General features: G+C 43.1%; 23 protein-coding genes. 14 read left to right on the forward strand and 9 right to left on the reverse strand.

The features are described from left to right. Positions 1 to 40 precede the first annotated feature (40 nt). Both BFP72_RS05240 and BFP72_RS05245 read left to right on the forward strand, forming a co-directional pair. On the forward strand, positions 41 to 532 hold the full coding sequence (locus tag BFP72_RS05240) for a hypothetical protein (protein WP_099598143.1): 492 nt from the start codon (positions 41 to 43) through the stop codon (positions 530 to 532). Positions 533 to 586: 54 nt separating this feature from the next. After that, on the forward strand, positions 587 to 1,519 hold the full coding sequence (locus BFP72_RS05245; RefSeq protein ID WP_369824016.1) for a glutaminase: 933 nt from the start codon (positions 587 to 589) through the stop codon (positions 1,517 to 1,519). A 39-nt stretch (positions 1,520 to 1,558) separates the two neighbouring features. Here the strand turns inward: BFP72_RS05245 and dnaA are convergent, their stop codons facing one another. The 3 genes from dnaA to BFP72_RS05260 form a co-directional block, all read right to left on the reverse strand. Beyond that, positions 1,559 to 2,974: a chromosomal replication initiator protein DnaA gene (gene dnaA / locus BFP72_RS05250; protein ID WP_099598144.1), complete on the reverse strand. Its 1,416-nt coding sequence runs from the start codon at positions 2,972 to 2,974 to the stop codon at positions 1,559 to 1,561. Positions 2,975 to 3,307: 333 nt separating this feature from the next. Further along, positions 3,308 to 4,291 (reverse strand): pyruvate dehydrogenase complex E1 component subunit beta, encoded by a 984-nt coding sequence (locus BFP72_RS05255; protein WP_099598145.1) that lies wholly within the window; start codon positions 4,289 to 4,291, stop codon positions 3,308 to 3,310. Positions 4,292 to 4,477: 186 nt separating this feature from the next. Beyond that, on the reverse strand, positions 4,478 to 6,256 hold the full coding sequence (locus tag BFP72_RS05260; protein WP_099598146.1) for an OmpA family protein: 1,779 nt from the start codon (positions 6,254 to 6,256) through the stop codon (positions 4,478 to 4,480). Positions 6,257 to 6,397: 141 nt separating this feature from the next. Between BFP72_RS05260 and BFP72_RS05265 the strand changes: the two genes are divergently transcribed. The 9 genes from BFP72_RS05265 to BFP72_RS05305 all read left to right on the forward strand — a co-directional run bounded on the left by BFP72_RS05265 (position 6,398) and on the right by BFP72_RS05305 (position 13,761). Beyond that, entirely contained in the window at positions 6,398 to 6,616 is a 219-nt protein-coding gene (locus BFP72_RS05265) for a PspC domain-containing protein (RefSeq protein ID WP_099598147.1), read from the forward strand. Positions 6,617 to 6,712: 96 nt separating this feature from the next. Further along, a complete protein-coding gene (locus BFP72_RS05270; protein WP_099598148.1) occupies positions 6,713 to 7,657 on the forward strand; it encodes an acetyl-CoA carboxylase carboxyltransferase subunit alpha in 945 nt (314 codons plus the stop codon). A gap of 7 nt (positions 7,658 to 7,664) precedes the next feature. After that, positions 7,665 to 8,216, forward strand: coding sequence for a 1-acyl-sn-glycerol-3-phosphate acyltransferase (locus BFP72_RS05275; protein ID WP_099598149.1), 552 nt, complete (start codon positions 7,665 to 7,667; stop codon positions 8,214 to 8,216). 138 nt (positions 8,217 to 8,354) lie between these two features. Beyond that, positions 8,355 to 8,579: a membrane protein insertion efficiency factor YidD gene (gene yidD / locus BFP72_RS05280; RefSeq protein ID WP_099598150.1), complete on the forward strand. Its 225-nt coding sequence runs from the start codon at positions 8,355 to 8,357 to the stop codon at positions 8,577 to 8,579. 75 nt (positions 8,580 to 8,654) lie between these two features. After that, positions 8,655 to 9,590, forward strand: coding sequence for a fatty acid desaturase (locus tag BFP72_RS05285; RefSeq protein WP_099598151.1), 936 nt, complete (start codon positions 8,655 to 8,657; stop codon positions 9,588 to 9,590). Between the two features lie 13 nt (positions 9,591 to 9,603). After that, complete coding sequence (gene fmt / locus BFP72_RS05290; RefSeq protein ID WP_099598152.1) at positions 9,604 to 10,521, forward strand: methionyl-tRNA formyltransferase; 918 nt, start codon at positions 9,604 to 9,606, stop codon at positions 10,519 to 10,521. 1 nt (position 10,522) lies between these two features. Further along, the gene (locus BFP72_RS05295) at positions 10,523 to 11,023 is read left to right on the forward strand and encodes a dihydrofolate reductase (RefSeq protein WP_099598153.1); all 501 of its coding nucleotides are present in this window, start codon (positions 10,523 to 10,525) and stop codon (positions 11,021 to 11,023) included. 32 nt (positions 11,024 to 11,055) lie between these two features. Beyond that, on the forward strand, positions 11,056 to 11,856 hold the full coding sequence (locus BFP72_RS05300; RefSeq protein WP_099598154.1) for an SDR family oxidoreductase: 801 nt from the start codon (positions 11,056 to 11,058) through the stop codon (positions 11,854 to 11,856). A gap of 111 nt (positions 11,857 to 11,967) precedes the next feature. Continuing rightward, positions 11,968 to 13,761 carry an ATP-binding protein gene (locus BFP72_RS05305; RefSeq protein ID WP_143519945.1) on the forward strand — a complete coding sequence of 598 codons (1,794 nt, stop codon included), beginning with the start codon at positions 11,968 to 11,970 and terminating at the stop codon, positions 13,759 to 13,761. A gap of 7 nt (positions 13,762 to 13,768) precedes the next feature. Here BFP72_RS05305 and BFP72_RS05310 read toward each other — a convergent pair whose 3' ends face one another. The 5 genes from BFP72_RS05310 to BFP72_RS05330 form a co-directional block, all read right to left on the reverse strand. Then, on the reverse strand, positions 13,769 to 14,488 hold the full coding sequence (locus BFP72_RS05310; RefSeq protein ID WP_099598156.1) for a DUF3307 domain-containing protein: 720 nt from the start codon (positions 14,486 to 14,488) through the stop codon (positions 13,769 to 13,771). Next, a complete protein-coding gene (locus BFP72_RS05315; protein WP_099598157.1) occupies positions 14,485 to 15,084 on the reverse strand; it encodes a helix-turn-helix domain-containing protein in 600 nt (199 codons plus the stop codon). The genes BFP72_RS05310 and BFP72_RS05315 overlap by 4 nt, the downstream gene beginning before the upstream one ends. Positions 15,085 to 15,183: 99 nt before the next feature. Continuing rightward, on the reverse strand, positions 15,184 to 15,771 hold the full coding sequence (locus tag BFP72_RS05320) for a YdcF family protein (protein ID WP_158233294.1): 588 nt from the start codon (positions 15,769 to 15,771) through the stop codon (positions 15,184 to 15,186). A 176-nt stretch (positions 15,772 to 15,947) separates the two neighbouring features. Beyond that, a complete protein-coding gene (locus BFP72_RS05325; protein ID WP_099598159.1) occupies positions 15,948 to 18,977 on the reverse strand; it encodes an ATP-binding cassette domain-containing protein in 3,030 nt (1,009 codons plus the stop codon). 131 nt (positions 18,978 to 19,108) lie between these two features. Continuing rightward, complete coding sequence (locus BFP72_RS05330; RefSeq protein WP_099598160.1) at positions 19,109 to 20,020, reverse strand: hypothetical protein; 912 nt, start codon at positions 20,018 to 20,020, stop codon at positions 19,109 to 19,111. A gap of 127 nt (positions 20,021 to 20,147) precedes the next feature. On the opposite strand from BFP72_RS05330, the gene BFP72_RS05335 reads away from it, so the two are divergent. After that, positions 20,148 to 20,810 (forward strand): toxin-antitoxin system YwqK family antitoxin, encoded by a 663-nt coding sequence (locus BFP72_RS05335; protein WP_099598161.1) that lies wholly within the window; start codon positions 20,148 to 20,150, stop codon positions 20,808 to 20,810. Here the strand turns inward: BFP72_RS05335 and BFP72_RS05340 are convergent. After that, the gene (locus tag BFP72_RS05340; RefSeq protein ID WP_099598162.1) at positions 20,804 to 22,543 is read right to left on the reverse strand and encodes an ATP-binding protein; all 1,740 of its coding nucleotides are present in this window, start codon (positions 22,541 to 22,543) and stop codon (positions 20,804 to 20,806) included. The genes BFP72_RS05335 and BFP72_RS05340 overlap by 7 nt on opposite strands. 393 nt (positions 22,544 to 22,936) lie before the next feature. Between BFP72_RS05340 and BFP72_RS05350 the strand changes: the two genes are divergently transcribed. Then, positions 22,937 to 24,697, forward strand: coding sequence for an LptF/LptG family permease (locus BFP72_RS05350; RefSeq protein ID WP_099598164.1), 1,761 nt, complete (start codon positions 22,937 to 22,939; stop codon positions 24,695 to 24,697). A gap of 53 nt (positions 24,698 to 24,750) precedes the next feature. Continuing rightward, complete coding sequence (gene rpsO / locus BFP72_RS05355; RefSeq protein WP_099598165.1) at positions 24,751 to 25,026, forward strand: 30S ribosomal protein S15; 276 nt, start codon at positions 24,751 to 24,753, stop codon at positions 25,024 to 25,026. Positions 25,027 to 25,036 lie beyond the last annotated feature (10 nt).

Genomic DNA, 25,036 nt, shown 5'->3' on the forward strand with positions numbered 1-25,036 from the left:
ATATTTTTAACTAATCATACAAAAACACAATCATAACACGATGAAAAAATACGTACTAGCTGTAGCGCTATTGGCATTGGTTGCCCAAGGAAGTGTATTTGCACAAGGCAATATCGATACCAAGAAATATAAGTTTGACATGGCTATCCCTGAGGGATATGGGTTCAAACAAAGTCAAAAGGATGGGTTCACAAAAATCGAAGGATACAATGCCGAATCTGATACCAAAATCAATGCCTATGCATATGTAGGTGCGATAGAGAAATCTAAGATCTACGATTTTGGTTCAAAAGAATCAGGAATAGCAAAGGCTAGTTGGGATGCTGTAGACACGGGTGAAAACGAAAATGGTTTTGCTTGGTGGGAAGTTTATGAAGCAGAGGTAGGAGACAAAATGATGTATGCTGTCGTGGCGAAAAATGCCTACAGTGATGTGTATTACATGTTTTATGCCTTGGCAACTCCAGCAAGCTACGAAAAGTATCAAGATCAATATTTGGAATGGGCAATGAGTTGCTCAGGCATCGAATAAGAGATTTTATTTGAAAATGACAAAACCTCTGATGATTGGTCAGAGGTTTTTTTTATGTGTATGCTTACAGATATGATGGATTATGGAGCTGTTCTTTGTGAGATAGCGGTAGAACTGAAAGAATTTGAGGGAAAGGGAAAAGTCCCAAGTTATATACCTGAATTGGCCAAGGTGGACCCCAATCAGTTTGGCATGTGTTTGACCACAGTCGAAGGCACACGCTACGAGATAGGAGATTCTCAAGTCAAGTTTTCTATACAGAGTATCTCGAAGGTACTGTCACTTACCATTGCAATCAATATCCTTCGCAGTGATCTTTGGAAGCGTGTAGGGGTGGAACCTTCAGGCAATCCATTCAATTCGATTGTACAGTTAGAGTACGAAAATGGTATACCTCGCAATCCTTTCATCAATGCAGGGGCAATTGTGATAGCAGATGTATTGGTGAGTCAGTTGAAAAGGCCCAAAGAGGAGTTTTTGGCTTTCGTACAAGGAATTACGGGGTCAGATATCCAGTACAACGAGCAAGTCGCTCAGTCGGAGAAGAGTGTAGGCTATATGAATACTTCTCTCGCCTACATGATGAAGGAGAAAGGGAATTTGGTCAACGATGTAGAAGAAGTTTTGGATTTTTATTATCTGCAATGCTCGCTAGAGATGACCTGCGTAGAATTGGCAGAGGCTTTTCGCAACTTTGGGGAGACGGGCAAACCTTTTGGTCATGGAGAGTATATTCTGACGATGAGTCAAGCTTTGCGTATGAATGCTCTGATGTTGACCTGTGGCTTTTATGATGAATCGGGTGAATTTGCTTTCGAAGTGGGCTTGCCAGGCAAGAGCGGAGTAGGTGGGGCGATTGTAGCTTTGTTGCCCGAGCGGTATTGCGTGAGTGTTTGGAGTCCGCCGCTTAATAAGAAAGGCAATTCGAGCAAAGGGATGAAGGCATTGGAGTTATTGACTACAAAGACTGGAGGCTCGATTTTTTGATGACGAGTACATATGAAGAATTCAAAATGAAGGCTATCGTTAGATAGCCTTCATTTTGAATTTCTTTTTTAGTTCCGTGAATGAGGAACGGAATCTAGCGTCTGTATCTAGCATGTCATTGACCGACTGCAAGGCATGAATGACCGTACTGTGATCTCGCCCCCCAAAGTGACTACCGATACTCTTGAGCGAGTGATTGGTGTAGTCTTTGGAGAAATACATCGCCAGTTGTCTTGCGATGACGATTTCTTTCTTTCTGGTTTTCGCTTTGAGGTCATCAGAGGATACATTGAAATACTCTGAGACAGTCTTTTGGATGTAATCAATACCTACTTCAGATTCGATGTTTTTGACGATCGATTTGAGAGTCTGTTTGGCTAGTTCTAGATCGATTTCACTTCTATTGAGTGATGCATGTGCTACGAGAGAAATTAGAACTCCTTCAAGTTCTCTGATGTTGGTGTCCACACTGTAAGCGAGGTACTCGAGTACTTTGTCGTCTATTTCTAGTCCGTCATCCTGCAACTTGCGTTGAATGATCGCTAGCCTTGTCTCAAAATCTGGTTGCTGCAGATCAGCAGTCAGTCCCCATTTGAATCTAGAAACCAATCTCTCTTGCAACCCCTTCAACTCAGTCGGCGGGCGATCACTTGACATGATGATTTGCTTACCGTTTTGATGCAGGTGATTGAATATATGGAAGAAGATTTCTTGCGTCTTGACCTTGTCTTTGAAAAACTGAACGTCATCAATGATTAAAGTGTCGACATTCAAATAGAAATTTTGAAATTCCTGTAAGCTGTTGTTTTTGAGTGCTTCGATAAATTGACTTGCAAACTTCTCTGAAGCGACATAGAGTACAAATTGCTCTGGATTTTCTCTTTTGATTCTATTGCCAATGGCTTGTGCCAAATGTGTTTTTCCCAATCCTACACCACCATAAACCATCAGAGGATTGAACGAGGTGATCCCTGGTTTAGAGGCTACAGCCAAACCTGCAGAACGAGCCAGTCTGTTGCAGTCTCCTTCTATATAAGTATCAAAGGTGTATTCTGCGTTGAGATTGGAGAGTTGCTGTTTATTGTCAATCTCTGGCAAGGCAAATGGACTTGACGAGACTTGGTTTTTATAGCCACCGTTTTGTGCAAATTTGGAGAAATCCTTCTTTTGCGCCAAATTGACGGTGTATGGTTGGTTTTTGGCATTTCCTTTGTCTACAATTACCGAGTACTCCCATTTGCCCTCAGGACCGATTTCAGATTGAATGGCTTCTTTAAGTAGCTGTACGTAATTGTCTTCTAACCACTCATAAAAGAATTGTGAAGGAACCTGTATCGTCAGTACCGGACTATCAAATTTTAACGGAATAATAGGGATGAACCAAGTTTTGAAGCTTTGTTCTGGGATTTTACTCCCAATAAATTTCAGACAGTTATCCCATATTCTATTGTGCATTTGGATTTTGGTAGTTGGAGGTTTACGATAAAATCTTGTAGCTTTCTCTTTTGAGAATTTCAAATTTGACCAAAAAAAAATGAATTAAAAAATCTATTTCATATTGACTTTTTAAAAACTACTTCTGTCCTCGGAAATGAGAAAAAAGAATTTGAAATTCTTAGAAAAGTACAAAATGGTAAAAAATGGTTTTGATTGACCTTCAACAAAGAAGACTAAACAAAATCAAAATCCTCTTGTGTAGCTCTAGAGTAGTTTTTGTCTTGGGTATTGAAGATAAAAAAATCCCAAGACGTAGGCCTTGGGATTTTTAAGTCTTATATGATGTGACAATTACTTTTGCACATACATTATTTCTTTGACTGCTTTTACGGTTCTCTCCACATTAGGTAAGATCTCTTGGATCAATGTAGGTGCGTAAGGTAGTGGTACGTCTTTGTTTGTAATTCTGTGGATTGGGGCATCTAGGTAGTCAAATGCTTTTCGCTGTACATAGTGACTGATCTCAGATGAAATCGAAGCAAGTGGCCAGGCCTCTTCGACGATTACCAATCGATTTGTTTTCTTTACAGACTCTATAACAGTAGCATAGTCAATAGGTCTTACAGATCTGAGGTCGATGACTTCAGCATTGATTCCTTCTTTTGCCAATTCTTCTGCCGATGCGTTAGCAACTTTCATGAATTTACCAAAAGAGACGATGGTTACATCTGTCCCTTTTTTGACAACATCAGCTACACCAATTGGGATGATGTATTCGCCTTCAGGTACTTCGCCTTTGTCACCGTACATCAACTCTGACTCCATGAAGATCGTAGGGTCATTGTCTCTGATTGATGCTTTCAACAAGCCCTTAGCATCTGCAGGATTAGATGGCACGACAACCTTTAGTCCTGGGCAGTTTGCGTACCAGTTTTCGAAGTTCTGTGAGTGTTGTGAACTCAACTGACCAGCGTTTCCTGTAGGTCCTCTAAACACGATTGGCGCAGTGAATTGTCCACCTGACATAGACATGATTTTAGCCGCTCCGTTGATGACCTGATCGATGGCTACCAATGAAAAGTTGAAAGTCATGAATTCAATGATAGGACGCAGGCCGTTCATTGCTGAGCCTACACCTACACCCGCAAAACCGAGCTCAGCGATAGGAGTGTCGATGACTCTTTTTGGGCCAAATTCATCAAGCATACCTTGACTTACCTTGTAAGCACCATTGTATTCCGCAACTTCTTCACCCATTAGATAAACAGATTCATCTCTGCGCATCTCTTCGTTCATCGCTTCTCTGAGGGCTTCTCTAAATTGTAAAACTTTCATACTTTTTTGTTTAATATATACTTCCTAAAGGAGGGTGTCTTGTCGTAATTTTTGCAGGTGCTAAATTATGTCAAGTGCTCCAATATCCCAATCTATTTTGAATAAATAGCTGTTTTGGGTTTTAAAAAGGGCATAAAAAAACCCTGACTAATCTAGTCAGGGTTTTCAGTGCCTTAGTCGCCTTGATTAGTTCAATGCTTCCGTTACTTGAGTAGCGAATGCTCTGAACTCAAGATCAGCCAATGCTTTTTCTTTCAATGAAGGATCTTTTTCAACAGCTGTCTTCAAGTTAGAAAGTACATCTTCTGCTTTGTTGGCTCTAGCTGCAGTGATAGCAGAAGCATAATATGCTTTTGCAAACTCAGGGTCCAACTCAGTAGCTGAATCAAATCCAGTTACAGCGTTTTCTAAGTCTTTGTTCAACAGTAGCGCTAGACCTTTGTCAAATGCAACTTCTACAGACTCGTCAGCTGCGCTTAGTGTAGCTACAGCAGTTTCATAGTCGCCTTGCATTACTTCCAAAGAACCTTTTACGCCGTTGATGCCGCTTGCGTGATCACCTGGGTTGCTAGCCAATGCAGCTACAGCCGCATCGTAAGCTTGCGCCTTGTTGCCTTGTAGGAGGTAAGCAGTCGCCATGTTAGCTTGTACTTCAGCAGTGTTGTTTTTGTTTGCAGCGATATCCAACTGCGTCAAAGCCAACTCTACATTTTGGTTTCTCTCATCACCTTCAGCAGCGATAGCCATAGCGAGGTATGTAGCGCCGAGGTTGTTGTGAGATTCCCAGTTTCCTTCTTGTTTGGTAGCTGCTTTGTAGATAGCTTCTTTTTCTTCCAATGATGGAGTCAAGGTAGCAGCGAAAAGTAGCTCTCCGATTGATAGAGAATCAGTAGCTGTAGAATCTTGATCTACGATTTGTTTTGCGATTACAGAGATTTCTGCGTTAGATTTCTTTTCAACGACAGTAAGAACTTCTGTTCTAGCAGCTCTCAATCCTGGGTAGATGTCTTTGAAAATCGCATCGTATGAGTCCAGTTTTTGCAACGCTTTTTCTTTGTCTTCAAATGTGCCTGCACCGTTTACGATTTTTAGGATTTCAGACTTCTGGTCGTCAGATACACCTTCGTATACGTCCAACGAATCTTTGAATTCAGTCCAGTCTTCAACTACAGGCTTCAAGATGAACTCAATAGAGTCAGCCAAATCTTTGTAGTCGTATTTTCTCATTTGAGATCTGTAGTACTTCTCAATCGCCTTAGCTCTGTCTTCTGACAAGTTTGTGTTGACAGTTTCGAGACCTTCTGGAGAGTGAGTACCAGTGATTGACACTGTTCTAGTTACATTTTTGTCCGCGATGAAAGCAGAGAACTCTTTTCCTTTTGAACTTCTAGTTTCAGAGCTTTTCAATACAGCACTGCCTCTGTCAAAATACATGTTGACGTTGGTAGGAGCGAGCTCTTCTTGGTCTGTGTACCCTGGATCAGCGAATGCACTGTAGTATACAGGCTCAGCCATGGCTGAAGTAGTGATCAATCCTTGTGCAACTGTAGCACGTGGAGTAGACTTGTTTTCGCCTTTTTCATCTACAGCAACCCCCATCACTTGAAGATCGCCTTGATCCATGGCAGGATCATATAAGAAAGCGAAAGTGTCTGATTTTCTTGAGGTGGTAGTTTTGCTATCTGGAAAATCTGCTGCGTCGAAGGTCATAGTACCTACTTCTACTTCAGACTCACCATACTTGTAAAATGATGTCAAATTATACACATACTTCTCTGGAAGCATTTTTGCTGGTAATACAACTGCCATGTCATACTTTACTGAATCACCGTGAAGTTCTAAAGGACTAGGCACGATGTCTACCTGCTGGCTGTCAGCAAGCTTCACCATGTTGTTCAATGAACTACACGCTGAAAATACAGTTAAGCCTAAAACGATGGCTATCACAATATTCGATTTTCTCATTTGAAAAATTGTTTTTTTGAAAACTGATATAACTTTTTGTACTTATCTTGGATAGAACTGCAATAATACGGAAAAAAACTTTTTATCCTAAAATTAATAAACACAAATAAATCAGCGTTTTTAGCCTAAATTTGCCACACTATGACAGGATTACAAGATTATTTGGAAAAACATGCTTTTGGAGTTTGTGCAAGGCTCGGGGAGAAATTGAGACTTCCTTCTTCGAGTATCCGTTTGTTCTTTATTTACATCTCTTTTTTGACCTTCGGTAGTCCACTGGTGGTCTATTTGATGTTGGCTTTCGTGATGAACTTCAGAAAGCATCTGAGAAGGCGTCATTCCCACTGGTACTATTCGTGAGGGGCCTTATCTTATTATTGTGTAGATATCTCGGCGTGTTTTGCCGTTCCAATTCAATTTTCTTTTTAGGTTTGCAATTCAATTCATATCAGATATATGCTATTAGAATTCGAAAAACCGATTGCTGAGTTAGAGGAAAAGTTGCAAGACATGAGGCAACTGGCTCGCACCAATGACGTGGATGTTTCTGAAACGGTAAAATCATTAGAACAAAAGATAGAAAAGTTGAAAAAGGATACTTTTCAGAATTTGACGCGCTGGCAGAGGGTACAGCTATCTAGGCACCCAGACAGACCCTATGCGTTGGATTATATCTTCGAAATCACAGACGACTTTATAGAGATTCATGGTGATCGCAATGTCAAAGATGACAAAGCAATGATTGGTGGGTTTGGATCCATAGATGGGCAGACTGTGATGATTATAGGGCAGCAAAAAGGCCGAAACACGAAGCAAAGACAAATGAGGAACTTTGGTATGGCCAATCCAGAAGGGTACCGTAAAGCGCTTCGATTGATGAAAATGGCTGAGAAGTTCGGTAAGCCAATTGTATGTTTGATCGACACTCCTGGAGCTTATCCGGGGCTGGAGGCTGAGGAGAGAGGGCAAGGTGAAGCCATTGCTCGCAATGTCAAAGAAATGTTTATGTTGACAGTGCCTGTGATCTGCGTGATTATTGGTGAGGGAGCTTCAGGTGGAGCCATTGGTATCGGTGTAGGAGATCGTGTACTCATGATGGAAAACACTTGGTATTCTGTGATTTCTCCAGAGTCATGTTCGTCGATATTGTGGCGTAGCTGGGAGTACAAGGAGCAAGCAGCAGAGGCTCTTAAGTTGACCGCCAACGATATGATGGGGAATAAGCTCATTGATGGGATCATCTCAGAGCCGTTGGGAGGCGCACATACGGATATGAAGGCTGCAGCCCAAGAGCTAAAAAAAGTGATATTGAAAGATATCAAAGCACTGAGTAAAGTTGATGCACGTCAACGCATCGATGCGAGAATAGATAAGTTTAGCGCCATGGGCGCATACGCATAATATACACATGATTAGACTCATTTTTTTAGCCGTTTTCAAGCTGGTGGGTTGGCGGATAGACGGCAACCTCTCGCAGGGGCTAAAAAAATGTGTTTTGATAATTGCTCCACATACCAGTAATTGGGATTTTGTGATTGGTGTGATGTCCCGTTCGATTTGTGGTTTTCAGGCCAATTACCTTATCAAGAAAGAGTTCTTTAAATTGAAACCCCTTGCGTGGTTTTTTAAGGTGACTGGGGGGATTCCTGTGGATCGCAAAAACAAGAAGGTAGATGTTGTTGGAAGTGTTGTAGAGAAATTTCAATCTCGGGAGAGCCTTGTACTGACCATCACACCAGAAGGGACACGCTCTTATGTCAAAGAGTGGAAAACGGGGTTTTATAGAATTGCACTTCGTGCTCAAGTTCCTATTGTTCTGGTAGGGTTTGATTATTCTAAAAGGCTTGTTCGTTTCATAGAGGAATTTAGTCCGACTGGACATATGGATGAGGACATGGCTTACATTAAGTCCTTGTACTTGGATGTCAAAGGGAAGCACCCTGAGTTAGGTGTATATTAGGCTACAGGGGACTGGTTTAGAGGGGATTCTTGAAGAATGAGCGGAAAACATTTATGCTCATGAGAGCGTATGAATTTATTCTCAACTTGAGTATTCAATCACCAACTGAAGGAACGTTACTCCTCTCGCTTTGAAGATATGCTTAGAACGATCATCAAAAAAATAGCCATCTTTCCGATATTGATTTACCAGTACAGCATATCTCCGATGTTTCCTTCGTCCTGTCGATATTCACCAACTTGTTCGCAGTATATGAAGGAGGCCATCATGAAACATGGGGCATGGAAGGGTGTCCGGTTGGGGATCAAACGAATCGGAAAATGTCACCCATGGGGGGGGAGTGGTTACGATCCTGTTCCCTAGTCAATAATTGCACGGGGCTTTTTCCTAAGCTGCCATTTACGACCTATCTTTGCCGGAGAATTAAAAGGAAATATTGTGGAAAAGAAGAACGGTTTTTATTGGTCCGACGAGAGAGAGCCTCATTTCAACAGAAGGAAAGAGATACTTGCAAAGTATCCACAGGTACGTGATTTGTTTGGGATCGACAAAGGACTCAAATTCAAAACCTTGGCTCTGGTGGTGTTTCAATTGGCCACAGCTCCATTTATTGCAGAGTTAGCATGGTATTGGTATATACCATTGGCTTATCTTGTTGGAGCTTCCGTGAGTCATACACTTTTTTTGGCCATTCACGAGATTAGTCACGATTTGGCCTTCAAGAATCGTGTGCCCAACAACTGGCTTGCGCTAATTGCTAATATTCCGATTTTGTTTCCTTATGCTATGTCGTTTAGGACCTATCATCTCAAGCATCACTGGGAGCAAGGAGATGTAAACCATGATACTGATTTGCCAACAGACGGAGAACGAAAAGTTTTCCAAGGATTTATTGGGAAGCTGCTTTGGGCGACCAATCAAATATTGTTTTATGCTTTGAGGCCGATGTTTGTGCATCCGATCAAGTATGAGAAATGGCACAAAATCAACATCGTATTTCAGCTGATCGCTGTAGCGGTTTATTGGTATTTTGTAGGGTATGGGGCGATTCTGTACTTGCTGTTGAGTATCTTCTTGGCGGGTAGTTTACACCCTCTGGCAGGGCATTTCATTGCCGAGCACTATGTGTTCAAAGAAGGACAAGAGACGTATTCGTACTATGGGCCGCTTAATATCTTTGCGCTAAACGTAGGTTATCACAACGAACACCATGATTTTCCAAATGTACCGGGCACACGGCTACCTGAGGTCAAGAAAACGGCGCCTGATTTTTATGATCATTTGTTTACACACAAGTCTTGGTCCAATGTTATTATTCAGTTCATTGCTAATCCTCGGATTACACTAGGTAGTCGAGTCAGGAGACGCCGATAAGACAATCCATTGTATGAAAATAGTATTTATGGGTACGCCAGAGTTTGCTGTACCTAGTTTGCAAATATTGGTAGAAAACGGTTTGGATGTCGTCGGAGTGATCACAGCTCCTGACAAACCTAAGGGGCGGGGCAAAAAGCTGCAAGGCACTCCTGTCAAGGATTATGCAGTGAGTGTAGGACTCAACGTGCTACAGCCTACCAATCTAAAAGCTCCTGAGTTCATCGAGGAGCTTCAGGCTCTTCAGGCAGATCTACAGGTTGTAGTGGCTTTTCGTATGCTCCCTGAGGTGGTTTGGAACATGCCTTCAGGAGGTACATTTAACCTTCATGCATCGCTGTTGCCACAGTACCGTGGAGCTGCTCCGATCAATTGGGCAATCATCAACGGGGAGAAGGAGACGGGAGCCACGACTTTTTTTCTTCAACATGAGATTGATACGGGGAATGTGATAGATCAAATCCACGAACCAATACACACTGATGACAATGTCGGGGATGTCTACGAGCGGTTGATGAATCACGGTGCAGAACTAGTGCTACATACAGTAAGGAAAATTGAGGCGGGGACGATTGAAACTCAACCCCAAGCGGAGTCTGGTACACTCAATTCTGCTCCTAAGATTCATAAAGAAACTTGTCGCATCAACTGGGACCAACCCGCTGAGTCCGTACGTAATTTTGTCCGGGGTCTGTCTCCTTATCCAGCAGCTTGGACGCTCTGGAATGAAAAGGTCTTCAAAATATACAAGACAACGCATGCTGAGAACCGAGAGGGAGAGGCTTTGAAAGTGGGGGGGTACCTCACAGATGGCAAGACTTATTTTAGCGTGAAAACGCAAGAGGGGTTTCTCGATGTCTTAGAAATACAGATGGAAGGCAAGAAGCGTATGGGAATCACCGATTTGCTCAGAGGATACAAATTTGACTAAGATGAAGATATCAATGATAGCGGCCATGTCGAGCAATCGAGTCATTGGCATCAACAATGATCTGCCGTGGCATTTGCCCGATGATATGAAGTATTTTATGGAGACGACTAAGCATCATTGCGTGATTATGGGGCGCAAGAACTATGAATCCTTGCCTCCAAAATTTCGTCCATTGCCGGACCGAACCAATTTGGTGGTGACGAGGCAGGGGGATTATGAAACCCCTGGATGTGAACGATTTGATAGCATCGAAGCAGCCATTGAGTTTGCTCGTAATACCGGTGAAGAGGAGCTTTTCATCATTGGTGGGGGGCAGATATATCAACTGGGACAGGCCTTGGCAGATAAAATTTATCTCACAGAGATCCATGCAGATATCGAGGGAGGAGAGGTTTTTTTTCCTGAGCTGACCAGCGACTGGCTAGAAAAAACGAGGACAGCACATGGGGTGGATGAGCGACATCAGTATGCGTTTGATTTTGTGACCTACGAACGCGGATAAGTGACTGATTAGAAACTAGCAATAAAGGAATTATGAAATACTTCGAAGGGAAACACATATGGATTGTCGGTGCATCGAGTGGGCTAGGAGAAGGATTGACTCATTTTCTTAGTGATGTAGACTGTACTTTGATTTTGTCGGCACGTAGAGAAGAAGAGCTTCACCGTGTCAAGGATGCCAATCGAGGTAGAAAGGCAAAATTTGTGATTGCACCTTTGGATCTCACGAATCCAGAGATGATCGATGCGTGTGTAGCAGATGTAGAACGTCAGTTGGGGTATATCGATATACTCGTGCAAAGCGGTGGGATAAGTCAGCGAGATACTGTGCTTCGTACCTCGATGGAGGTACAGCGCAAAATCATGGAGGTTAACTATTTTGGTGCAATACACCTGTCTAGGGCTGTCTTGCCTAAGATGGTCGAGCGCAAGTCAGGTTTGCATGTAGTAGTGACGAGTGCGGTGGGTATAATCAGTACGCCGTATCGGTCGGGTTATTCTGCTTCTAAACATGCTTTGCATGGATTTTTTGATGCTTTACGTGCCGAGCAGCATCAAAACAACGTCAAAGTGACTCTGTTGTGTCCTGGGTACGTACATACCAATATTTCTTACAACGCGCTCATGGGAGATGGCTCTCAGCAATTGAAATTAGACAATGCACAAGCTAACGGCCTGTCCGTTGATGAATTTTGCAAGATTGCTACCAAGGCCATCGCTGCAGAGAAAGAGGAAGTCTACATTGGTGGTTTCAAAGAGGTGATGGGGATCTATGTCAAGCGGTTCTTTCCAAGTTTGTTTTCGCGCATCGTGCGTAAAATTGCTGTAACCTAAGGTTTTCTCGATTAGAGGTATTGAATCATCCAATTTGTATTTAATTTGGAGGAGTGCTGCTGTGGATATACTGCACCGGCTCATACTGTCAAAGAACAAGCAAGCAGTGCCATGCATAAGATTACATTCTATTTTCTTTTACTCCTTTCGATATGTTTTCATTTTCAACCTAGCCACGCGAGTGACCTCACATGGCAGCAAGCTCAGTTGGATGGAGGAGGTTTGCTTACTATTCAGTACAAACTCAATGAACCGTTTCTTATTGCCAATGACAGCTTATGGATTGAGGGAATGGAGTACGATATGATGATTGGGTTTCAGCATTATTTGCTCAACCATTATGGAGTTGTACTCAAGTACGAATGGGTAGAACGACAAAGTTTGGTAGAGATATTTGAGCGCATACAAACGATCAATAAGCCTGGAGAGATTGGTTTAGATATTATTTCTTGGACCGCAGATCGCGAAAAAAATGTCAAGTTTTCCGAACCTTACTTTCCGGATTTTCAGGTGTTGATTGCCAACCGGTCCAGCCCTACTGTACTTCAGCTAGGAGATTTTGTTCAAAGTTACAATCATCACACGGCGATCACTGTGGCAGGTACTACCTATGAAAAGAACCTTCAAGAGATCAAATCTTCAGCTGGTTTGGATTTTGAGATAAAATATATAGAGAAGAGCACGGAGATTGTTCAACATGTTATTCGGACACCCGGTAGTTTTGGTTATATCGATTTGACACGTTATCTGTTGGCTTTGGATAACAATCTGCCGGTCAAACGCCTCAATGCCTACGCGGTAAAGGGACATGGTTTGGGGGTGATTTTTAATAAGAATTCGGACTGGGAGGTGCCGTTCAATGAGTACCTCGCCAGTCAAGAATTTGACCGTATCAGAGACCGAGGATTGGATAAGTATTTTGGGCCGGATTTTCAAGCATTCATTGATAATCTCGAAGATCATAAAAACGAAGAGGTCGTACTCCTGATGCAAGAGAAGAAGTTTATGGACGAGGAGATAGACAATCAGATGATTCAAGTGGAAAAGCAAACGAGATTGAGGAATGTTCTATTGCTGAGTGTGGGAATGGTTCTAATGGTTAGTTTTTTTCTTTACAATCGATACAAGATTAAATCGAAAGCCAATCAGGAATTGACCGCTCAGCGTCAGATCATAGAAAATCAAAATGTACAGCTCGAAGAAAACGTCAAGAAATTGGTCGAACTCAACGAGGATAAAAATAGTTTTATCCGTATCCTGTCTCACGATTTGCGTGCTCCGATCAATAATATCAATGGGATATCTCGTATCCTGTTGAGTGATGCGGAGGATTTGAAACCCGACCAGTCCAAACTGCTGCTTCATGTATCGGATGAGTCCAAGCGGTTGAGTGATATGGTGACACGTATTTTAGATGTGGAAAAAATGGAGTCAGAGACGGAGGAAGAGTTTGTCAGGGTGGATATTCATGGTGTATTGTCGCGAGTAGTGACGAATTTTGCGCCGACGGCTGAGTCGAAGGGAATTTCATTGCGGCAGGATTTGGTGGAGGGCACTTTTGTGATGGGACTGGAGGAGTTTTTCTTTCATGTATTTGATAACGTCCTATCCAACGCGATCAAGTTTTCGCCACAAGGCGCTAGTATCTACGTCAACTCTACCGTGGTAGAAAATCATGTAGAAGTGAGAATCAAGGATGAAGGACCTGGTATCTCCAAGGAGGATCAAAAGAAGATGTTTAAGAAATTTCAGATGCTCAGCGCCAAAGCTACAGCGGGAGAAAAGTCTTCGGGATTGGGATTGTCCATCGTCAGCAAGTATATCAAGTTGCTAGATGGGCAGTTGACTTGTGAGTCAAAGGTAGGGGAGGGTACGACATTTGTAATCCATTTTGCTGCATGCTAGCAAGATCTTAGCACCATGACTGGTGAGCATAGCGGTAGGCTAGACCGATAGAGATAGCCAATCCAAAGCTGAGTAGTGTCCCAATCAAGATGTATTCTGTGAGTTTACGGTCTTTGGCTTTGGATAGGTCGCTGAATCGAAAGACGGATTTCGCGGCAATCAAGAGCCCAATGGCCTGCCATTGATTGAGTACGATGAAGCCAAATACAAAGAGTCGCTCCAAAATTCCGATGTATTTTCCGGCTTGGGCTAGCGAGTCATTCTCACTGTCTTCGTTGAGTGTCCAGCGACTCATGATCAATCGCATCACGATGGAGGAGATCGATGTGATGGACAGCAAGGCAAAGATTAAGAGGAGTGATGAGTTGGCATACAAAACCCCAAAATCAATAGCGAAGGGTTCATGGAAGTAGACTAGGGCCCCAATGATGAGCAAGTGAGCGACTTGATCGATGACAAATAGTAGGCGGGTATTGACGACTGAGTCTAGATGGAGTTTGACCAAGTCTATGAAGAAATGACTGACAGCAATCACAACCATCAGTGGTACATAGTTCCAGTCAAACTGTAGCAGTACAAGCAGGGTGAGAACATGTACCAAGACATGCAGGTATAGGAATCTAGATCGATGTTTTTTGAGGCGTTTGTCTACGACCCATTCATCGGGTTGTAGTACAAAGTCACCAAGCGTATGTGCAATTAATAGTTTGAGTAGAAGGGAGATCATAGCGTGTCTAGTTGTTGCGTGTAGTAGCGGTTGAGATTCATTACTTCTTCGTATCCTCCTCTTTTCAATGCTTCACTGATCGTACTTTGGGACTTGTTGAGCAATTTGGCGATATCTTTTTGATTTTTGGTAGGGTGTTCGATTACTGTCGTGATGATTTTTGCTACAGTACTACTCCATTGGTTGGCTGTCAGTAGTGCGAGAGTGAGCATAAGGTTGAGTGTGTCATTCCAGTGTGGGTCTTCGGATTGGATGACAAGGGTTTGTTTTTTCATGTTCTCGAAGGCTTCTCCGGAGTGTACGTAGGCCGAGCCGTTGGATTCAGTGATGTTTTGTGCATGATGTGTTTCTTGGCCTATACCAAGGGCAATGCGGACGTCTTGGTTTTTCGTTTGTTTGATGGCAGCCTTGATATGTAGGGCCGCAAGGAGAGCAACCTTAGGAGCCACGGATAACTGGAAACTGTCACCTCTATATATCTCCCATTGTTTGGGAGAGGTGCCATAGTGGTTGAGTACTTTTTTTAGCTTGAGTAGCCAGTCAGAGGGTTGACCTGCTTGTGAATTGATGATATCTCCGGTGAGTATGGCAATCATAGTAGGGTGTTTGTTGCTAAGATATCGTCTTTGTAGACGATATCCTACTGTATCGTCTACAAAGACGATATGGAGGTGTATCGCTTATGCAGACGATAGTTAGATGTAGCCTGCTAGGCGATAAGCTGTGAGTCCCATCCATTCTTTGATGAGTATGGACCACAGTTGCAAGCTGTAGACGGAAGGGATCAGTAGGGCGTCTGGTGTGGCCCGGATTTGTCCACCATAGTAGTCAGTAGGGAAGGCGTCTGGATAGAGGCCTGTTTTTTCAAAGCATGCTTTTGCTCGTCGCATATGAAATGCTGAGGTGAAGAGAATGCTCGTTTCATTGGGGGGGAGGAGTGTAGCAGAGAAACTGGCGTTTTCGTGCGTGTTGCGGGACTGGTCCTCTATATAGATTGCTGAGGAGTCTACACCGCACATTCGAGCAAAGTCTGCCAATGCATGGCTTTCTTTGACGCCCTCAAAGGTCAGCGTTCCTGAGCCTCCCGATATCAATATTTTCTTGACCTTACCAAGATGGTAGAGTTGTATGGCGTGTACGATGCGGTCTGCTCCCTTGTTGAACTGTACTCGGTCATAGGGTGGCCGATTGGGCTCTGTGATGCCTGCGAGAACGATGGCCCAATCGTAGGCTTGGTCTATGCTGGTATAGGTCACAGGCGGAGGTTCCCAAAGGTTCATCATCCACTTGGCAAGCAGAGGGTTGCTGCAAAATAGTAACAAAGCGATTCCCAAACGTAGGAGAGGCTTTTTGAGTCGGGAATGTCGCCAGGTCAGCCCCGTGATCAATAAAAGACAACTTAGACTAAGTGGCATCAAGAACCATGTGATGATTTTGGATAGGACGAAAAACATGGTCGCTATCTTCCGAAACTAGAGATGATTTTTTTCAACACATCAAAATACAAAGTGACAAACAGGAGAAAAGACATGATCCATATGATCACGACATTGAAAGGCAGCGTGTCATAATACCGTCCAAGAAATTGTTTTTCGGGCGCATAAAAGTGTGCACGAAAATCTAAGGGGCCGTCAGGTTGTGGGCTCAAAAAGATCGGGTAGATTTTCTGAATCAGTTCATCTTGTGTGACGAGCAAGCGGTCTTTGGTCGTCGCATTTTTCAAGAAAAAAGTAATGGCCTCATTTTCATGGCCCGTTCGGAGTTTGTCGAACTCGCGAGCTTTTTCTGGAGTATCGGTCATGGATTGAGCCAGTTCGTCTTTAGCTTTGGATGCTTCCTTCATCGAGTTGTTGTGAATTTTGCGCATGACTTTGATGAAGTGCATTGTTTGCTCGTAGATCGCTGGATCGAACTGCTCTAGGTTGAGAGCACTGATCGCGCTGAATTTCTCTTTCGGGATGTGGAATGCAGTCATCTCTTTGCTCAGTTCTTTGTGTACCAGCTCAAGCTGCTGACTAGCGCTTTTGCGTAAGGAAGCATCCTCGCTTTGATAGTTTTTGAAGGCTGATTCGATCGCTTTTTCGATTGCTGGGTAGAAATACATGCTCTTAAATTCCGAGTTGGCGATCTGTTGGTCATATGCAAAAAAGTGTTTTTCGAAGGTATTGTTTTTAAACTGATCCACGACCAGTGCTTCATAGCCCCATTTAGACGCCATCATTTCACCGATGATTGGTACACGATTGGGGCTGCTGAGCATCGGGTTGAGCTTGTCGAAATTGACTACTACTCCACTGAGGATGAGTTGAGGGATGATCAGTAGCGGAATCAAGATGTAGATAGTCACAGCCGAATTGAAAGCCGAGGAGATGTTGAGCCCAAGGATGTTGGCAAAGCAGGATGTAGAAAACAAGACAAGCCAAAAGGAGAGTGTCATGCCTTGGATCCCTAGGATCCAGTCCCCAATTAGGACAAACATCAGCGTTTGGATCGCCGACAGAGTGAATAGAATGAGGAGTTTTGAAATCAAGTAGCTGTAGCGACTCAGATTGAGGAAAGATTCACGCTTGAGAATCTTGCGGTCTTTGAAAATCTCCTCAGCACTCACGGTCAGTCCCATGAACAAGGCCACGATGATGGACATGAAAAAGAATGCTGGGATGTTTGGGTTTTGGCTGAAAGTATAGCTCTCACCTTCGCCAGCGTAGCGAATGATGAAGGCTAGCAGCAGAGCAAGTACTGGGGCTTCTAGCAAGTTGATTGTGAGGTACTGTTTGTTGCTGAGTTTGGCTGCCAAGTCTCTCTTGGAGAAAATCAAGAGTTGTTTCAGTTTGTTGGGGATCGAAAGGGTTTTTTCCGGTTTGTCACTGGCCTCTTCAGCTGCTGGAATTTTGATTTTGACATTGAAGAGCATGTTCCAGTCCTTTGGACTGAGTTTTCGTGTGTTGGTCAGTTGCCCATATTCATCGACGACTTTGGTCTCAATGATGTTGAAGATTTGCTCGGAGTTGACATTGCCACATTCGATACAGGACCCCGCGTCTTTGTCAATTATTTTAACTATTTTTTTGAAATAGATAACCCCATCTACTGGGTTTCCATAGTAGATCTGGTAGCCTCCTACGTCAAGTATGACCAGTTTGTCAAACATCTTGAAGATATCCGAAGAAGGCTGATGAATGACAACAAAGATCATTTTTCCACGAAGGGACAGCTCTTTGAGTAGGTCCATGATGTTTTCAGAATCCCGTGAAGAGAGGCCAGAAGTCGGTTCGTCTACAAACATGACAGAAGGCTCACGGAGAAGTTCTAGTCCAATGTTGAGGCGTTTACGTTGGCCACCACTGATGGTTTTTTCGAGTGGAGAGCCTACTTTGAGGTCACGTGTGGCCATGAGGCCGAGAGAGGAAAGTGTACCTTCGACGAGTTCGTTGAGTTCTGCAGGAGTCTTGTCTTTGAAGCAAAGTTGTGCAGCATAGTGTAGGTTTTCGTAGACGGTGAGCTCTTCGATGAGCAGGTCGTCTTGAGGGACATATCCAATGATGCCTTCGATGCTTTTTTTGTCTTTGTGGATGTCAATCCCATTGATTCGGACTGAGCCTGACGAGGGAGATTCATTGCCGTTAAGGACATTGAGTAAGGTGGATTTTCCTGCACCACTACCACCCATGAGTCCGATGAGCTTTCCAGAAGACTCTGCGATATCTATGCCACGTAGACCAAGATTGCCGTTTGGGAATGCAAACTCAACTTTCTCTGCTACGAATGAAATTCTGGTATCACTACTTTCTTTGCGGTAGTAGGAGATGATGTCGCTGTAGAATATCGGGGCAATCTTGGCACCACGAATCGAACTGCCCGCCGAGAAGACCATGATTTTGTTGGGACGGACAGGTACGCCGTTGTTGGTGAGTTGTTCGTCTCCGATGTATTTGGCAAAGTAGGTGTCGAGTGCGGCAATGCGGTAAAATGCGATGAGTCCGCTGAGATTTTCACGGTGGAGATGTTTGGCTTTGAGCAGTCCTTCTTTTGGGGTGCCATCGATGAGCAAGGTATCCTCTTGATCCATGGCTGTGCGTGTCTTGCTCATCACGAAAAACATCACCTGATCCACGACAGTCTTGCTGAAGTGAAAGTCTTCACCAATTTGATGGAGTAGGTGGGTTTCTCGTTCGGATACTTCTCCATCCGCTACGATGAGTTCGATCACTTTGAGGATCACGACTATTTTTTGTTGTTGTGTGAGTTCTTGATTGACCTGATTGGCGAGGAGTTCAATCTCACGTTCTTCGCTGAACGAAACACCTCTGCCTTCGGTCATGTTGGTTGTCATCTCATCGAAGAGGGTCAGGTAGCGGGTACTGTCCTTTTGATTTAGATTTTCTAACAGGAAGTCTTGGATGGCACTTCTTTCACTTTCAGTGACGTCATCTTCTTTGGCTACAATCGCAAGGAGATGGATGATGGCTTTCAGTAGTGGTTCGCTCATAGTCTAGGTAGTCGATATTGGTTGTTTTGGCATGTGCCAAAACGAGTCTAAATATAAGGGATTATGCTTTGCATATAAAAAAAGCATTGCGTGAAAACACAATGCTTTTTAGAAAGGATGAAAGGGTTGATTTATAGAACCATTTCTCCTCTGATTCTTTTGACTTCAGTGATGATGTCTACCAACAACTCCTTGTTGAGTTTCAAGGTAGGGTCTTGATCAGCGATACGTTGATCGATGTTTGATAGATCTTCTTTGTAGAGTTCTTTGAGGATGTCAAATTCTGCAATCACGTCAGAGATGATTGGATCACTCTCTAGGTTTTTCAACAGGTGAATGACGTCATTCAATGATTCTTTTTGGTCGATGATGATTCGAACAATAGGTTCCAAAATCAAATCTTTTTGAGCCTCAGGGAGTAGATCCTCTGGATAGGTATCAAGTACCATACAGGAGAGGTACAGTCCTTCGATATAGCTGCCTGACAATACCAACGCAACCATTTGTAATCTGTCCGTCTCTTCCAGTTTTTTCTCGGCTACTTCCATTGAGTAGTTGATCAAGTTGGCCAGCGAATCTTTGTTGCCCAAGTTTTTCTCAAATCTCTCCATCAAGTCCAGTTCGAATGCTGAAGAAACACCAATTTGATCTGCAAGTTTTTGGCTTGTTTCCATGTATTTCAAAGCATCTTGTACTTGATCGTACGAAGAAAGATATCCTATATCAGTGGCATATGCTCCAAGGTTCATAGCTGCTTTGTCTGCAGAATTGAAGTACTTGGATGCATTGTCTACGGAGTTGATGATGTCTCCATTGAAATCTGCTCCAGTTGCCATCAATAGGTAAGGCACTTCGGATGGAGGAGGCATGTCGTGCACTACTTTGTCAATCTCACCGATGAGCTCATGCTCGGCCTTGTCAAAAACCTCAGCTTGTGCTTCCAGTTCACCTTTGGATTTTTTATTGTCGTTTCCACATGAGGTCACTGCAAACGCTAAAGTTCCCACCGCAAAAAGATTGAGTATATGTTTTGTGTTGATCATTGTTTGTTATGAATTTTCCTAAGGTCAATTTTAACGCATTTTTATAAAGTAATAAAGTACTAACTTGTTTTATTTGGCAGGACAGTGGAGCTTTTTGCTTTATTGGAGAATGAAACTACGGTGAGCTATGAATAATGAGATATATACCAAGACGGTATCTAGATGGAACGCTTGGTTGTGGGTGGTTGTTTTGGGAGGAGTACTACTGGCACAAAGCGGTTTTGCACAGCCTGTCCGAGACTACTATCCAGATGGGACACTTCGCAGTGAAGGGGTGTCTGATACCATGGGTAGAAGAGGCGAATGGCGGTTTTATTACCCGACAGGGCAACTCAATGCAGTAGAGCAGTATCAGAACGGCCTACTTAGCGGGTTGTCTGTCCATTATTTTCATGGGGGGGGAGTCAAGAGTGAAGAGTACTATGAAGTGGATGTATTGACAGACAGTGCGTTTTACTACTACGAGACGGGACAGTTGCATCGCAGTGGGGTGTACGTGGATGGACTCTACGAGGGTGTTTGGTTGTCTTTTTATAGCAATGGTCATCTCAAGAGCAGAGGGACCTATCATCTAGGGGAGCCGCATGGGAGCTGGGAAGTGTATCGTGAAGACGGTACGTTGAAGCAGAAGGGCGACTATCACCACAATTTAGAAGAGGGTTTTTGGCAATTCTATGACAAGGAAGGGGATGTCAGTTTTGAAGGGAACTATGCACAAGGCAAAGAAGTAGGTAAGTGGTACCGAGTGACTAAAAAAGGAAAGAGAAAACTCTACCAAGAGTATCAATAGGGGAGGATGATTTTGAAGGTTGTCCCGACGGTCAACGTACTGTCAAAGGTGATTTCTCCATTAAGCTTTTCGACAGCTGATTTTAGCAGGTACAGCCCTAGTCCTGTTCCTTTGGTGTTGTGGTTGGCTCGGAAAAACATCTCGAAAATGTGGTCTTGGTTGCGTTCTTCAATTCCGATTCCGCTGTCCTGCACGAGGATGACCATGTCACGCTTTCTGCCATAGATCTTGATGGTGACTTCTCCATTTTCGAAGGGCTTGGCGTACTTGATGGCATTTTCGATCAAGTTTTGAATAATTGTAGTGAGAGTGCTCTCGTCACTGTATACGTCTAAGTTTTTGTCTATACGAACCTTGAAATTCAGAAAAGCAAAATTGTCCATGTAACGGTACGAACTGATGATCTCGTCGAGCATAGGCTCGAAATTGATCTGAGTGCTCTCTAGTTTTTTCTCCTTGATCTGTGTCACACTGATAAAATCCAACACGATGTTGTTGAGTCGGTTGATCTCTTTGTTGTAGATGTCAAAGTAGCCGAGGGATTTTTCATCAGAGACATCATGCTCTACGACAGAATATAGCCCCATGAGGGATGATATAGGGCCTCGTAGATCATGTGCTACCTTGTAGACGAAGGTGTCCAATTCTTTGTTTTTTCGTTCGACACTTTCGTTGATGGTCTTTTGCCAGACCGCTTCCTTCTCTAGGAGCTCCATCTCTGAGAGTGACTTGATACTGCTGATGACGTTTTGTGTATCTTTCTTTTCTACAGCGTTTTTATGATCGGTGTAGGACTCAAGATATTTCAGGGCATCTTCTGACCGACCTTCTGATTTGGCGATTTGGTAGAGGACGTTGTATGCTTTGTAAAGCAAGACATAGTGCTTGGACATTTCGCCTATCTGTACGCTTTGGTGCAGAGAGACTTTGGCTTTGCTGATGTCACCCGATTGAGAATACAGGACTCCTAGTTTGTTGAGCGACATCATTTGCCCAATTTGATCTCCTTTTTCTTGGTGGATTGTTTTGCTTTTGATGAATAGACTTTCGGCACGTTCGAACTGGTGACGAGCAAGTGCGACCTTGCCTTCTCCATAGTAGGCATACGCCAAGCCACGAGCATCTTTGGTTTTTTTCTTGAGCTCGATGCTTTTGAGAATTGTTTTTTCGGCGAGATCAATAGCTCCTCTTTTGAGGAAAATTCCAGACAGAGGGTTGTATGCATTGGAGATGCCGTTGTAATCTTGGTTTCGATGTGCTATATCGATGCACTTGAGGTAGGTTTCTTCTGCTTTTTTATAATCGTTGAACAGTTCGTAGATCGAAGCTATGGCTTTGAGTGAACGAGCCTGACCAAATAGATCTTCGTTGTTCTTGAAGAGCTGATGGCTTTCGAGTAGGTATTTGAGGGCCTTGTGGTAGTTGTCGGTTTTGTAGAGTGTGCTACCCAAAGAGTAGTAGCACATGGCGATACCTGCGTCAATTCCATGTCTCTCAAAATAAGTAAGGGCCTTTTTAGTGTACATTTCACTCTGAAGTGTATCACTTAAGATCATGTAGTAGTAGCCGAGATAGCAATTGGCATAGGCTTGATGATAATCATCGTAGTTGAGCGCACATCGATTGATTACTTTTTGAGCGATCTTGATGGCGTCTGGGAGATCACTCACTCGTTGAGCGAATGATTTTTTCAATAAAGCATCCAGTTTTTTGTTGGGATAGATGACTTTCATTCAGGTAGACAAACAATTATTTTTCTCATGCGCGGCTGTACACAATCCCAAATATAATAAGCTAATTGAATTGAGCACTATTATTTTCGACAAAGCGGCAGGTATAGTAGACTAATTTTCAATGGGTTGATTTTGTATACTCTAGAGTAGCAGAGGGTGATATGAGGCATTGTCTGCGAAATGATCGAGCGAAGTTTCCATTTTCTAGGATTAAATGTGAAGTTTGCAACTAGAACCCTGTCACTAGAAATGAATCGGTCAAAGAAAATATTTTTACTTATCGTCCTGTTGTTTCTGATTATTCTCATCTTTTTTGTCGTGGATTTTGCCAAAAGGACAACCTTTAGACGGCATACAGGTATGGTTAGTACGACACAGACTATGAATCTCTAAATGAAAAAGCTGGACAAGCTCATATTACAGTCCTTTATTGGGCCCTTTATCCTTACTTTTCTAGTAGCGGTGTTTATTCTGCTGATACAGTACATGCTCAAGTATTTTGATGATTTCATAGGCAAAGATCTAGGGTTTAGTGTGTTTGGAGAACTGATGATGTACTTCAGTATCAACATGGTGCCCATGGCACTGCCTTTGGCGATTTTGATTTCTTCGCTCATGACCTATGGTCAGTTGGGGGAGCACTTTGAATTGACGGCTATCAAAAGCGCAGGAATATCCCTCCCGAGAGTACTGTTGCCTACATTTGTATTGGTGATTTTTATATCTATAGGTGCATTTTTTTTGAACAACTACTTGGTGCCGCATGCCAATTTGCGGGCATATAGTTTGCTCTACGACATCAAGCAGCAGAAACCCGCCCTAGACCTAAAGGAGGGACAATTTTATGCAGGCATCCCTAATTTTAGCATAAAGGTTCGAGAAAAACATAAGGATGGAGTAGGGATGTCCGACGTGGTGATTTATGATCATACCAACTCCAATGGCAACAAAAAAGTGATATTTGCCGATTCTTGCCGAATGTACACCTTTATCAATGATCGGTATTTGATGATGGAGTTGTATCGTGGCAATTATTACGTAGAGGAAGAAAACAAAGCTTCCCGCAAAAAGGAGATTCCACAGTTTGTTCGTACCAATTTTGATCGGATGGATTTGGTGTTTAGCCTATCTTCATTTGATCTGGACCGTACGGATATGGATTTGTTTTCAGGCAACCGGTACATGAAGAGTGTGCATGAGCTTGCGGAGAGTATTGACTCTATGAAAATGGAGCAGTCTGATGTGCATTTCAAGTTATTCAATTCGGTAGCCAGTAGTTATCAGTTGATTATGGGTGGTTTTGTAGAGCCAACGGATGATTTGATGGCTGTGCAAGTGTACCGCGATTCATTGCGTCAAGCCCGAGCCCAAAAAGATAGCTTGGGTATAGATGAGTCGCTTGAAGACTCTACAGACGTCGTGCAGAATCCTAAAGTAAAGGGGGCTGCAGAGGGACTAGCGAGAAATCCGATAGATACCCTGCCGATTTATATGAAAAATGATCGCTCCATTAACGAAGGGCCGGAGAAGACTTCTTTGGATCGTACGTTGAGCTTTCTCAAAAATAAGAAGAAGTTGAAATTGAAGAACGATTCGCTTTATGTGGATGCGGAGTATATGGATTCGGTCCGAATGGAAGTAGATACTTTTTTCATGCCTGCCAAAAAGTACAAACAGGCAACAGTTAAGGCCCTCAGCAAGGCTCGCAGCATCCGATCGAGTATCACCAGTTCGATCAACAGACAGGGCTATTTTGAACGTGCTATTGATTCTCACACCGTGGAGAAGTATAAGAAATTTGCCCAAGCTTTTGCATGCATTGTCATGTTTTTGATTGGGGCCCCATTGGGAGCCATTATCAAGCGTGGGGGCCTGGGGATGCCTGTCATAGTTGGCGTGATATTCTTCATCATATTCTACGTGTTTACCAGTGCGAGTGACAAATGGGCCAAAGGAGGAATTGTAGACGGGTTTTATGCCGCATGGATGGCTGATGTCGTGTTGCTACCTTTTGGGATCTTCTTTTTGATACAAGCGTGGAAGGATGCCAAATTGTTTGATACAGACTTTTACAATGTGGCCATCGAACGAGCTACTCGCCTGTGGACACAACGAGGGGATTTGTTGTCTAAATTTACTTTCTCTAAGAAGTAGGTAATTGTACAATATTTTTCTAGCTTTGCAGCTTATTATAAAAATTACTAATCATGTATTTAGAAACAGAAAAGAAACAAGAGTTGTTTGCGAATCATGGTCGGTTGAAAGCGAAAACAGATACTGGCTCTCCAGAATCGCAAATCGCGCTTTTTACCTTCCGTATCAAGCACTTGACAGAGCACTTGAAAACACACAAAAAAGATCACTCTACGAGACTAGGTCTTTTGAAATTGGTAGGTAAAAGAAGAAAACTTTTAGATTACCTATACAAAAGCGATATCGAACGCTATAGAGCAACAATTGCTGATCTTGGCATTAGAAAATAATATTATGCGC

Origin of the sequence: Reichenbachiella sp. 5M10 (assembly GCF_002742335.1) — a bacterium.
GTDB lineage: Bacteria > Bacteroidota > Bacteroidia > Cytophagales > Cyclobacteriaceae > Reichenbachiella.